Below are 12,387 nucleotides of genomic sequence, written 5' to 3'. Positions count from 1 at the left end.
GTTCCACCACCCGGTGGCGGGTTTGCAGGGCCCAGACGCTGTCCTCGACGCTGTTGCTGAAGCCCGACGGCGAGCGCAGCGGCAGCTCGACGTCGAACTGGTAGCAGCGCTGGTCGTCGCAGAACTCAACGACGTCGAAGGCGAGCTCTTCGTGCTGGATGCAGCGGTACCAGATGCCGACCTCGGCGAGGATCCGGCTGATGAACGCCAGGTCGCTTTCCTGGTACTGCATGACCTGCTCGCGTTGCGGATAGTCGCGCTTGAGGTTGAAGCGAAAGTGCCCGGTGTCGAGACCATGGCGGTCGCGCAGGATGCTTTTGACGATGTCCGGGATGGACTGGTGCTGATAGATCCGCGTCTGCTGGCCGCGATCGAGCAGGGCCAGGCGCGGTTGCAGGGTGACTTCGTAGCGGGCTTCGTCGATTGAACCGGACAGGCGCTGGCAGGCAGTGATGCGGCCATAGAGGGTGCGCAGAGGCTTGGGCGGTTTGGGCACTTCCCAGTCGAACACGGGCACGTTGGACGGTGGGGCGTACAGGCTGAATTCGGCGTACTGGCCGATGAATTTTTCCGCGCCGATGTCGAGGTCGCTGGCGGTGAATTCGATGCGGTAGAGGTAGGGTTGGCTGAGGTACTCATGGCCCTCGAAGGCGAGGACGTCGAGGTGGGTGTCGAGTTTGTCGATCTTGAGTGTGTGGCGGCTGTGGTCGAAGAAGACGGGCAGAATGGTGTTCAAGTACGGACCTCCCTGGGACATTGGGGGAGGCTTCATTTCCATCCCCGTTCAAGCGCTCGACAGCTTTCAGGAAGGAAAAAAAGGTTGATATAGGATGCTTCCGGCGCACTCGTAGGATGCGTCCGAGTGTTGACGCCCATAACCTGTAGGACCGTTCGCTATCTTGTCGGCGCCCAGTGCCGCGGCTGCTTTTTGACAGGGTTAAACCGTTCGGGTCGAACGCTACTCCAGAGCGCAAACCCTGCTTGTTTAAAAGGCCTCAAGGTTACTTCGTGAAAGCCACAGCGCCTTGCGTCGTTGCCTACAGTTACCCCAGAATCCGCCGGCTTGTGCGCTTTGGGGTCGCTCGGTAACTTGATTCGCGTCACCGATTGTCGGTGATCGGGTTTAGTAGCCCCAGGTTGTTAGTAAGGTGCATAGCGTCCCCTTCAGTCAGGTATTCATATACCTGCATTCGATGGTGGCTGTGCGCAGGGCGCTTCGGCGCGCCGGTAAATGCTAACTCCCCGGTCTACTAACCTGCGTACAGCCGCCACCCTTCGTTTAGTAGCCAGGTGGTCGCGGCTCCATCTAGGAGTTTGCAAATATGTTCAAGGTCACACCGAATCCGCCGGACGCTGATCCGACATCCTCATCAATAGATTCCGACTCAATTTCTCCCGACCGCATCCCCTCAGCCGCCGACATCCGCGCCACTCCACGCAAACTGTGCACGATGTTTTTCGTCAATCCGGAGCTCGACATCGAAACCCTGCTAGCCCATGCCTGCGAGTCACTGGCATCGGCCAATGTCATGACCATGGATCTGGCGGATCGTATGGAAGGGACAAGTCGCAATACCCTGCTGGGGATTGCGCAGGTGATCCTGTTGGGGGAACTGGCGGTGAACCGGGTGTTGGATCGGGTGGAGTTGGTTGGGTAGGTATCAAGCATGTTGCCTGAACACCGCATAACCCTGTAGGAGCGAGCCTGCTCGCGATGGTCGTCAACGATAACGCGCGAATTCTGGTGAAACGCGGTGTCCTTGAGATCTTCGCGAGCAGGCTCGCTCCTACAGGTATTGTGTTCGCCCCGATTATTTCGGTGCGTTGAGGTTCAACGTCGGCGTTTCGTCGAAGAAGTTCCACGGCTTCAACAGCACATGCACCCACTCGGTCGGCATGATCGGCCACTCTTCGGCACGGGCGATGTGGGTGGTGCCGGTGGTCAGCCAGACCACATCGTCGGTGTTCTCGATGGAGTGGTTGTCCTGGGTGAACTGCCCCAGGCCCGAGTCCTTGTCCGAGCGGTTCGGGTACTTGCCTTCCGGGTACTTTTCCTCGGGGTTGTATTGGGTCACCCACAGCTGCTTGTCCATGAAACTCAGGCGGTGGTAGAGCCATTCGTCCTTGCCGAAGTTGGCGCCCTTGGCCACCGGGTGCGTACCACCGGCGTACGGGATCAACTGATAGGAAACCGGGTTGCCGACCTTGTTCTCCTTGCTGAAGTTGGTCAGCAGGCGCACGGTCGACGGGTCGAATTTCTGCGCCGCCTGTTGCTCGGTGCCGACTACCTTGGTTTCGGTCTGCATGGTGCTGGTGCGCGGGCCGCCACGGTCGTTGGGCAACACCACCGGGTTCACTTCCACCAGTGAGTTCTGCTCGCCGTCCACGTCCATGTCGAGGCGGAAGTTGTAGATGTGCTGGTGCGTGGTGCCGACGATGTTGTGATCGAGCAGGGTGCCGTAGCGCGTGTCTTCCTTGGCGGTGTCTTCGTGCATGGTTTTCGATTTCACACCCTTGACCGCTTCGATGCCGGTGGCGCCGGCGTCGATGCCGATGGTGCCGTTCTGCTGGAAGACCCAGTCGAAGATGTAGTCGTAGTTGCCTACGGTGCTGATCCAGCGCACCACCAGTTCACGACGCTCGGTGCTGAGGTTGGGCTGGCCCATTTCCTGGTGTTTGTATTCCGGGCCGGCGTAGCGTTCGAACACCGCCATGGCGCGCGGGATCGCAGTCGGTGCGCCGGTGTAGTCGGCGATGGTGGCGTCCAGCAGCACGGCGTTTTGCGGGGCGTCTTTGCCACGGGCAATCGGTGAAGTCAGGGTGCCCATGCCGTAGTCGCCGGAGTCGAGGTAGGCCTTGAAGTACCAGCCGACGTCGGGGTCGCCGTAAGGCACGATCATGCCGCCCAGCGAGCCTTCGTACATGATCTTGCGTTTCTTGCCCTTGTCGTCGTAAGTGACGGTGGACAGGATCGGGCCGACCCGCGAGTCGAGGCGAACGTGGAAGTCCCAGTTCTGCCAGTGAATGCTATTGCCGCTGATGGTGTAGTTCTTGCCCTCGGGCTCGGTGATTTCCAGCGGTTTGACGGCGACGCCCTGGCGTCCGCGGCCGTCATAAGGCGTCGGTTTCATCGGCACCGGGATCAGTGCTTCGTCTTCGATCTTGATCAGCTTTTTCTGTTCCAGGTCGACAATCGCCACCAGGCCCTCGATCGGGTGCGCCCAGTAGTTGCCGTCATCGGTGTTGAGGTAGCTGACGATTTTCAGCAGGCGCTTGTCTTGCGCCAGGCCGTCCTTGCCGTCGAAGTAACCGACGGTCAGCGGCGTCGCCACGACCTTTTTCACGTCATTGATGCCGCGCTTGGCCAGGGCCTGAGCATACTCCGGGCTGGTTTCCACAGCCGTCTGCACCGTGGCGAAATCGTCCAGCAAAACCATGCCGTGGGCGCCTTCGATCGGTTTCCAGGACTTGAGTTCTTTCTTGTCGAGGTCGACCAGGGCTTCGATCACGTGCTTGCCGTCGAGCACCACGATCGAGGCCTCACGCGCCTGGGTGACGTTCTGCCCGGTGAACACGAAGTTCCACACTTGATCCTTGGGCGGCTCCTTGACCGAGACTTCGGTGAAGCGGAAACCGGGTTTGTAGTTTTCCGATTGCTTGACGATGTCCACGGCCGTGGTGATTTCGGCTGCGCTCAGCGGGTTGAGCGGGCTGGGGCGGGTCTCGACGACGAAGGTCTTGTCCAGCCCGGACTGGAACACCTGGTTGATGAAGTCGGTGGACATGAACGCCGTATGGTCCTTGAACACCACTGGCACCGTCAGCTCGATGCGCTTGCCGTTGAGCATTGCCACTTTGCTGTCGGGCTTGACCTGGAGATAGACCCCGTCCTTGGCAATCGTGAACAGGTTGGCGTAGTCGTCCCATTTCACCGTGGCGCCAAATTCCTCAAGACCCGCTTGCAGCGGCACCATGTCGGCGTGACCGCCGTGGGCCTGGGCCGTGTTCGCCCAGAAAGGCAGGCCGAGGGCGCTCAGGGTGACGGCCAGGGCGAGGCGGGCAAGCGGTGTTCTTTTGGGCGATGCTTTGGAGCTGAACATGGGTGAGTTCCTGGGGAAAAGCCGGGTACGGGCATTCCTGCACTTTGTTACAACTCGTCAATGGACGCTTTTGAATGCCTGCCAGATTTCTTTGGTTGCGTGCCGCCATTGAGCATTCCTGACGGATGGCCGGTTGGCAAGCAGGCAAAGCGCATGAAGTCCTTCGAGTCCACAGCGTTTTGCGCCTGCCCGGTCAACTCTTGTCTGCCGCGGTCACGTGTTCGGCAATCCGTTTACGCAGGAAACGCCAGGCGGCATCGTGGGACGGCAGGCGCTTCAACCCTTGCGGTGATGCGAGCCAGAGCGCTATGTAATGAGCCTCGGCATCGCAGAGTCTTTCGAGGCGCGGGTTGCTATCGGCCAACATGCACCACAGGGGCGCGGCGGCTCCCCCGGCCAGGACCGCGCTTTGCAGTGCTTCCCAGCTGTTCACCTTCGTACTGATGGATTCACCCTGGCCGACATGGTCGTTGACCCAGTCAACGAAGGGCTTGGGCGCATAGTCGCTCCATCCGATCCAGGTGGTGGGCAGTTGGCCGCTGCGCGCGGTCGAGCCGTACATGGCAATTTCAAGGTTGCCGAGCAGGGCACTCTCCAGACGGTCCGGGCGCTCGTAGGCATCGCCGATGCCCAGGTCAGCCTTGCGCTCGGCGACCAGGGTCATCGGATTGGCGACGCTGACAATCTCGATGCTGATCCGCGGATGGACCTCATGCAGTGCCAGTATGTCCTGGATGAAGGCATCCCCCAGTCCTTGCGCGACAGCGATCTTGACTGTCCCTTCGACACCTTCATGACTGCCATACAACAGGTGTTCGAGTTCGGTGATTTCGGCACTGACGCGTTCCGAGGCCTTCAAGACCGCGTTACCCACTTCGGTGGTGCGGCTTATCCCGTCCTCGGAGGAGAAAAGCCGCTTGCCGATCGAGCGTTCCAGCGCATCGATGCGACGGGCAACGGTTGTCCGGTCAACGCGCAATGTTTTGCTTGCCCCAAGCAGAGAACCTGCCTGGGCTACCGCGAGAAAGAAGCGCAGATCGTCCCATTTGAACGGGCTTCGGGCGTTTTTGCATTGGGTCATGCGAAATCACTCATTACGGGCGTCCATACCTGATTTCTATATTACACACCCAGCCAATCAGGCGGCAGTACCGATGTTCGTGCGTGTCCAGGCGAGCAGCACTCCAACCGATCAGCTCAAAAGGTGTGGCAATGGATAGCGTGGTGGTTAAGTTCAATGATGTTTCACAAGGCGCAAGACGCAGAGGGCGCAAGCGGCTGAGCGAACTCTTGCAGGACAATCCTGATGTCGACCCCTATCCAGAAGGGTGGTTCGTCATCGAGTTCACCAGCAAGGTAAAAACCGATCGGCTGATATCGAAGAAGTTCTTTGGCGAAGAAGTGGTGATATTCCGTCATCCCGAAACGCACAAAGTCATGGTCACGCAGGCTCACTGCCCGCATCTAGGCGCGCATTTCGACAGCTATCGCAACGGTGGCTGCCTGGAAAACGGCATCATCACTTGCCCGTACCATCACATTAAGTTCGATCCCCAGCGGCAGGCGTCGCGGTGCCCCGGCAGTGCCCCGGGCCGCCTGGACCTGAAAATCTATCCGACCATCGAGTACCACGGTTTCGTGCTTGCCCTGCGCGAGCGCAATGGCAGTACGACACCGCTGCCGGTGCCGGACCTGTCGTTTCCCGAGGTTGATGAAGATGCGTTTTTGTACGACGTGCAGTCGGTCGGCGTGTTCCAGGGCGACATGCTGGTGCCGCTGATGGCCAACTCCGACTACATGCACTTCCAGACCGTACATGGCACGCCCGAGCCGACCAGTGATCATGCCTTTCGTGTTGCCGACGACGGCCAATCATGTTTCTTCAACTTCGAAATTCCTTTGCGCAATCTTGAAAAGGTCGACCCCCAATACCCGAGGGCCGGCCGCTGGCGTCGGTTGCGGCGCACCTTCGCCCGCCCCTCGAACAACGCTAAAAAACTGCCGGAAGTCTTGACGCATGTGAGTGCTGCGGGGATCGGCCCGGGGCTGGCCAAGAGCCGCTGGTGGGAGCCGCAGTTCGGCATCGACCTGCTGTCCTGGCTGTACGTCACCCCCATCGATCCGTACACCTATGAGCTGTTCATGTGCCACGGCGCCCGCACCATCAAAACGTTCAACTCGCGCCCGGTACAGACCATTCTCAATGCGCTCGGCCTGCAGGCGCACATGCTTGCGAACCATCTCTATGTCGGTCAGGAAGACCCGCCTTTCTACACCGCCGACAAGATCCGCCTGGCCCACCCGTCCCTGCGCAGCAAAGACAGGCTGATCGACCAGTACACCGGCTGGTGGAAGTCGACGTTTTTCACTGAGCAATTCCAGGAGATGGTTGATGGCTACGACCTCGATTTCACCCGTCCCTGACATGCCCGCAAACCTTCCATCGAACCGGAAAGACTTATGAACTGGACAGAAAGCTGTGACGCGGTGGTAGTGGGGTCGGGCAACGGTGGACTCGTCGCCGCGCTGTGCCTGTATGAAATGGGCGTCAAGGATGTGCTGGTCATCGAATCGTCGGACCAGGCCGGAGGCACCAGCGCCTTGAGTGGCGGAGGGGTGTGGATTCCCGGCAATCCCTATGCGCAGGCCGAAGGCATCCAGGACAGTTACGACGATGCCCTGGCCTATGTACTGGCCACCGATCCCGAAGGCACCGTACCGCGCGAGATGATCGAAACCTACCTGAATAACGCACCGAAGATGCTGCGCTTCATGCATGCGCGTACCCGCATGCGCTATCGCTCGCTCGCGCATTACCCGGACTATTTTTCCGCACTGCCGGGTTCGCGCCCGGGCCATCGCTCCATCGAACCGGAGCCTGTGAACATCACCAGGCTCAAGCAGCGTGGTCGGTATCTTAGAGATCACCATCCAATCCTGAAGATTCTCGGCCGGGTACCGATGACGCAGACCGAGGCGCATGTTTTCAACGTACAGGCGCCGGGCTGGCGTCTGTTGGCGGCGAAGCTGCTGATGCAGTATTTCCTCGATCTGCCGCAACGGTTGCGCACCCGCCGGGCACGTCGGGCCACCTGCGGAAGTGCGGGTGTGGCACGTCTGTTGTGGTCGATGGAGGAACGCGACCTGCGACTCGACCTGAAAACCGAGATGATCGACCTCGTGATGGAGCGCGGCCGGGTTGCCGGGGTGATTGTCAGGACAGGCGGGCGCCAACGGCACATCGAATGCCGGCGGGGCGTCGTGCTGGCTTCCGGTGGTTTCGAACATAACCAGCGTATGCGTGAGGCCCATTTGCCGGCCCCCACGCACACGAGCTGGACGACCACGCACAAGGGCAACCTCGGTTCGCCCATCGAAATCGCCAACCGCCATGGTGCACAACTGGCGCGCATGCAAGGTGCCTGGTGGGTGCCGACTTTCCGCGTCCCCGGCATACCGTACCCGTATCCGTCGATCATGGAGAAGTCCTATCCGGGCAGCATCGTCGTGAACAAAGGCGGCAAGCGTGTCGCCAACGAATCGATGAACTACCAGATGTACGTTCGCGAATGCCATCGCCTGCACAAAGAGGGCACGGACACCAGCCATCTGTGGATCATCTTCGACGCGGACTTTCGGGAGAAGTACATCGTCAGCCCGATACTCTCCTCGAAACTGATGCCGGACCGTCGTATCCCCAAGGCGTATTTCGATGAGAGTTTTCTCACCAAGGCTGACAGCCTCGACGCCCTGGCCCTGGCTGTCGGAATCGACGTTGGCGGCATCAAGGCGACCGTTGAACGCTTCAATCGATTTGCCGCCACGGGCAAGGATGAAGAGTTCGGGCGTGGGGACAGTGAGTACGACCGCTACTACGCAGACGCTTCGGTGAAACCCAATCCGTGCCTGGCACCGATCCGTCGCGGGCCTTTTTATGCGGTGCGCATTTACCTGGGCGAGTTCGGCACCAATGGCGGCCTGGACATCGACGTCAACGCGCAGGTCAGAAATGCCCAGGGCCACCCGATCCAGGGGCTGTATGCCACGGGGAACTGCGCGGCTGCGATTTTGCCGGCGTACCCGGGACCGGGCTCGACGCTGGGACCCTCGATGACCTTTGCCTACCAGGCGGCCAAACACATCTCGGGCATCACGCCCACTGAATGACTGGAGTGAACTTCCATGAACAATGAGATCGCATTCGTGGGGCTTTCGTGCACGGGACATGACGGTGCTGTTGCCGTCGTGCAGGGTGGCCGACTGGTGTTTGCCGAAGCGACCGAACGCTACCGGCAGAACAAATTTGCCGTTGGCCAGGCCCCGGACGATTACTTGTATTGCCGTGACGTGTTGGCCCGTCACTCCGACGGCGGGCAGCTTGTCGTGGCCAAAAGCTGGAGCGAGCAGGCCACGCAGATCTGGCACGGAGAAAACAGCCGGTTGCGCGCGAGCATCAGGCAACAGCCGCAACATCGGGATGTGCTCGAGCGTCTGGCGCAATTTCACCGGCACAACTGGGATGGGTTCATGGGGCCGAGCATTGCCCTGGCCGGGCATGGTGTGCAACGGGCGGCACAGGCGCTGGGCAGGCAAGTGATGGAAACCCGGCACTATGACCATCATCTGTGTCACGCCGCGTTTGGTGCATGGGGCGCCCCCTTTGACTCAGCCGCCGTGATCGTCATGGACGGGCAGGGCGAAGGTCGCGGCACGGCGTATTGGCACTATCGCGACGGCCAATTGCAGCCTGTGGAGGTGGAGCCTTACGACGGCACACTGGTCGAGTGCTACAGCAGCCTGGGATTGTATTACGGCATCATGGTTTGTCTGGCGTGCGGTTTCGAACCGGTGTCGGGTGAGGAATGGAAAATCATGGGGCTCGCGCCTTACGGCACGCTCGACGCAGCCTTGTACAACAAGCTCAAGCTGTTCTACTCCATCAACGGGTTGTCGGTGAACTGCACCGAGAACACCGTCGATGTCTTTCTCGACATCGTCTCCGGGCCCGTCAGCCACAAGGCCGATTTCCAGAAGGCGGCGAATTACGCCTACACCTTCCAGCGTTTCTTTGCCGAGACGGCCACGGCACTGATGACGGAGCTGGGCCGTCGTACGGGCGAGCGAAACCTGATTGTGGCAGGTGGCTGCGGGTTGAATTCGTCGTTCAACGGACGGATTGTCGACGTCACCGGTTTTCGTCACGTCCACATTCCTTCGGCTCCAGCCGATGATGGAAATGCCGCAGGTGCCGCCATTCTGGCTGCGCGCGACTATCACCAGGCGAGCGCGGGGCCGGCGTGGCAGTCGCCGTACCTGGGTTCATCGATCAAGGTCGAGGCGCTGGAAACAGTTTTGCAGAGTTCTCCATTCGTACCCTTCCTGCGCATTGACGATGAGCAGGCAATGGCAGACGAGGTCGCGAGCAGGCTTGCCGACGGGCAGGTCGTCGGTTGGGTTCAGGGCCGTGCCGAGTTTGGACCCAGAGCGTTGGGCAATCGCAGCATCCTCGCCGACCCGCGTGATGTGACGATGAAGGACAAGGTGAACCGCGTCGTCAAGTTCCGCGAGGCATTCCGCCCCTTTGCACCGTCGGTGCTGCACGAAGCCGGGGAGACATGGTTCGAGCAATACCAGGACAGCCCTTACATGGAGCGCACGCTCCGGTTCCACGATGCGGTGGCGGCGAAAGTGCCGGCAGTCTGTCATGCCGACCAGACCGGACGCGTGCAAAGCGTGACCGCAGAGCGCAATCGGCCCTACTACAGGCTGATCAAGGCATTTGAAGCCCTGACCGGGGTGCCGATGCTGATGAATACCAGCCTGAATGTCATGGGCAAGCCGATTGTCCATAGTGTTGAGGATGCGCTCCAGGTGTTCCTGGGATCGCAGCTCGATTGCATGGTGATCGGACCGTACCTGCTCGCCAAGGATCTGGCACCGCGCAAAAGCAACGCTGCGGGCGCAACCGGGCAACGCGAGTGGGCGCGCGAGCCGCAGGTGATGGCATGACCGTCGCCCTCGGATCGCCGTCTTTATCGCGGCTGCAACCGCTGTTCACTGCGTTCAGGCTCGGCTCGCTGGTGCTGCCCAATCGTATCGTGATGGCGCCCATGACGCGCTGCAGCGCGGTCGATGGTGTGCCGGGCGAGGGCGTCGCCAGCTACTATCGTCAGCGCGCGGAAAACGGCGTCGGCCTGATCATCAGTGAAGGCATTGGTGTAGACCATGCCGCCGCACTGGGTACAGGAACGCTGGGCGAGAGCAATCTCCCGGTACTGCATGGGGCCAAGCCTGTTGCCCGGTGGAAAGCGATCGTCGATCAGGTGCATGGCGCCGGGGGGCGCATTTTTGCCCAACTGTGGCATCAGGGCCCCGTGCGGATGCCCGGCACCGGGCCGCATCCCGATGCGCCTTCATGCCGTCCCTCCGGCCGCTGGGGGCCCTTGGCCGGCAATACCAGTGCGACTGCGCAATACCTGGCCGAGGTCCGGCGGCAAACACCAGCCATGAGCGAGTCAGCCATTGCCGATGTCATCGCTGCCTACGGCCGCACTACCGCCAACGCTCGGGCAGCAGGATTCGACGGCCTGGCGATCCACGGTGCACACGGCTATCTCATCGACAGTTTTCTCTGGGGGGTTACCAATGTCCGCAACGATGCCTGGGGCGGATCATTGCGTGCGCGTACCCGGTTTGCCTGTGAGGTGATCAAGGAAGTGCGACGGGCCGGTGGCGGGCTGCCCGTTGTCTTTCGATTCTCACAATGGAAGTTGCAGGACTACGATGCCCGATTGGTCGACACGCCGGCCGGGCTTGAACACCTGCTCGAGCCGCTGGCTGAAGCCGGAGTCGATGTGTTCGACGCCAGCACGCGTCAGTTTCATCTGCCGGCGTTTGCCGGATCGCAGCGAACGTTGGCGGGCTGGACCCGGCACTTGAGCGGACTGCCGGTCATGGCTGTCGGCGGGGTCGGTCTGGATCGCGAGCTCAAGGACTCGTTGCTGGAAGATGTTCTGGCGGCCGACAACGCGCAGATTGCTGCCCGGGCGATAGAGCAGGGTGAGTTTGATCTCATTGGCGTTGGTCGAGCGTTGCTGGCCGATCCCGATTGGGTGGGCAAGCTGCGCAGCGGTGCGTTGTTGCCGGATTTTCGAAGCAGCCTGTTTGCCGGGGAGCCTGTGCAGCCATGAAGACACTGTTGATTGCCAGGGAAAATGCCCCTGTATCGCGTTATGGGCTGCCCATCCCTTACGGCTGGTATCGCATCATGCTGTCGGACGAGCTTGGCGTGGGCGTCGTCCAGACTGTCCGCTTGTTTGACCGGGAGTGGGTGCTGTTTCGGGATGCCAAGGGGCAGGTCGGCCTGTTCGAGCCGCACTGTCCCCATCTCGGCGCTCATCTCGGCGTGGGTGGCAAGGTTGATGGAGAACTGTTGCGCTGTCCCTTCCATAACTGGGGTTTCGACCATCAGGGATTCTGCCGGCACATTCCGTACGCCCGATCCATGCCGCCGAGCCTGAGTCGCGAGCCCGTGTTGAAAGGCCTGCCGGTGGTGGAGGCCAACCGGATGATCTGGGCGTGGTTTCATCCAACCGGTGCCGCGCCAATGTGGCAGGTTCCCGATGTTCCAGAGACCGCAAACCCGGGCTGGCATACACGTCATCATCCGGTGTTCGAGATCAGGACGATCGCGCAGGAAATTGCCGAGAACAGTGTCGATGCCGCGCACTTGAAGTACGTTCACGGGCAGGCGGCGGCGCTGGATGTCGGCTCCACCTACACAGGGCATCTGCGCACCACTGCACTCAAGGGGCCGATGTCGATCGAGGATTCACGGGGCAAGCGTATCGATTGTGAATTTTCAGTCGATTTCGAGCAATCCGGACCGGGCATTCAGGTCGTCAGAATGTCGCGTCATGTCAGCCTGGTCATGCTGATCACCATTACCCCCGTAGAGTCTGAACTCACTCACCTGCGGTTTTCCTTCCTGCACCCGGATTATTCCGAAGACCCGGTCAGGCAGGCGCTTGTCGAGGATTTCATTCAGGAACAGGTCGGGGAGCGCGGCCAATACGTGGGGGTGGTAGCCGACCTGCCAATCTGGAACAACAAGATTTACCATCGCAAACCCCTGCTGTGCGATGGCGACGGAAAGATTGTGGAGTTCCGTCGCTGGTTCAGTCAGTTTTACCAATAAGGCTGAAATCGCGCGCCTACCGTGGGGCTGTAAGGCATTGCTTCCAGTTAATAGGAAGCATTACTATTAACGCCCCGTCTCCACAGCACA

At 60.5% G+C, this 12,387-nt stretch carries 9 protein-coding genes; 6 read left to right on the top strand and 3 right to left on the bottom strand.

Annotated elements, in window-relative coordinates; translation table 11 throughout:
* A partial coding sequence (locus KGA88_RS25230) for a type VI secretion system Vgr family protein (RefSeq protein WP_223594986.1) occupies nucleotides 1-736 on the bottom strand: 736 nt, incomplete at its 3' end.
* 586 nt (nucleotides 737-1,322) lie between these two features.
* On the opposite strand from KGA88_RS25230, the gene KGA88_RS25225 reads away from it, so the two are divergent.
* Complete coding sequence (locus tag KGA88_RS25225) at nucleotides 1,323-1,658, top strand: DUF6124 family protein (protein WP_223594984.1); 336 nt, start codon at nucleotides 1,323-1,325, stop codon at nucleotides 1,656-1,658.
* A gap of 153 nt (nucleotides 1,659-1,811) precedes the next feature.
* Here KGA88_RS25225 and tynA read toward each other — a convergent pair whose 3' ends face one another.
* Both tynA and KGA88_RS25215 read right to left on the bottom strand, forming a co-directional pair.
* The gene (gene tynA, locus KGA88_RS25220) at nucleotides 1,812-4,100 is read right to left on the bottom strand and encodes a primary-amine oxidase (protein ID WP_223594982.1); all 2,289 of its coding nucleotides are present in this window, start codon (nucleotides 4,098-4,100) and stop codon (nucleotides 1,812-1,814) included.
* Between the two features lie 193 nt (nucleotides 4,101-4,293).
* A complete protein-coding gene (locus KGA88_RS25215) occupies nucleotides 4,294-5,181 on the bottom strand; it encodes a LysR family transcriptional regulator (RefSeq protein ID WP_223594980.1) in 888 nt (295 codons plus the stop codon).
* A gap of 131 nt (nucleotides 5,182-5,312) precedes the next feature.
* Here KGA88_RS25215 and KGA88_RS25210 point away from each other — a divergent pair, with 131 nt between their 5' ends.
* From KGA88_RS25210 to KGA88_RS25190, 5 genes are read left to right on the top strand one after another with little or no spacing between them, the layout of a single operon-like run.
* Nucleotides 5,313-6,524, top strand: coding sequence for a Rieske 2Fe-2S domain-containing protein (locus tag KGA88_RS25210; protein WP_223594978.1), 1,212 nt, complete (start codon nucleotides 5,313-5,315; stop codon nucleotides 6,522-6,524).
* Between the two features lie 36 nt (nucleotides 6,525-6,560).
* The gene (locus KGA88_RS25205; RefSeq protein WP_110660356.1) at nucleotides 6,561-8,267 is read left to right on the top strand and encodes an FAD-binding protein; all 1,707 of its coding nucleotides are present in this window, start codon (nucleotides 6,561-6,563) and stop codon (nucleotides 8,265-8,267) included.
* A 15-nt stretch (nucleotides 8,268-8,282) separates the two neighbouring features.
* Nucleotides 8,283-10,109 (top strand): carbamoyltransferase, encoded by a 1,827-nt coding sequence (locus KGA88_RS25200; RefSeq protein ID WP_223594975.1) that lies wholly within the window; start codon nucleotides 8,283-8,285, stop codon nucleotides 10,107-10,109.
* Complete coding sequence (locus KGA88_RS25195; RefSeq protein WP_223594972.1) at nucleotides 10,106-11,290, top strand: 12-oxophytodienoate reductase; 1,185 nt, start codon at nucleotides 10,106-10,108, stop codon at nucleotides 11,288-11,290. The genes KGA88_RS25200 and KGA88_RS25195 overlap by 4 nt, the downstream gene beginning before the upstream one ends.
* Entirely contained in the window at nucleotides 11,287-12,297 is a 1,011-nt protein-coding gene (locus KGA88_RS25190) for a Rieske 2Fe-2S domain-containing protein (protein WP_110660359.1), read from the top strand. The genes KGA88_RS25195 and KGA88_RS25190 overlap by 4 nt, the downstream gene beginning before the upstream one ends.
* Nucleotides 12,298-12,387 lie beyond the last annotated feature (90 nt).

This window comes from Pseudomonas sp. A-R-19, assembly GCF_019956575.1.
Classification (GTDB): domain Bacteria; phylum Pseudomonadota; class Gammaproteobacteria; order Pseudomonadales; family Pseudomonadaceae; genus Aquipseudomonas.
Note: the sequence above shows the minus strand (reverse complement) of the source record. Positions and strands in the feature narration are given on the sequence as shown.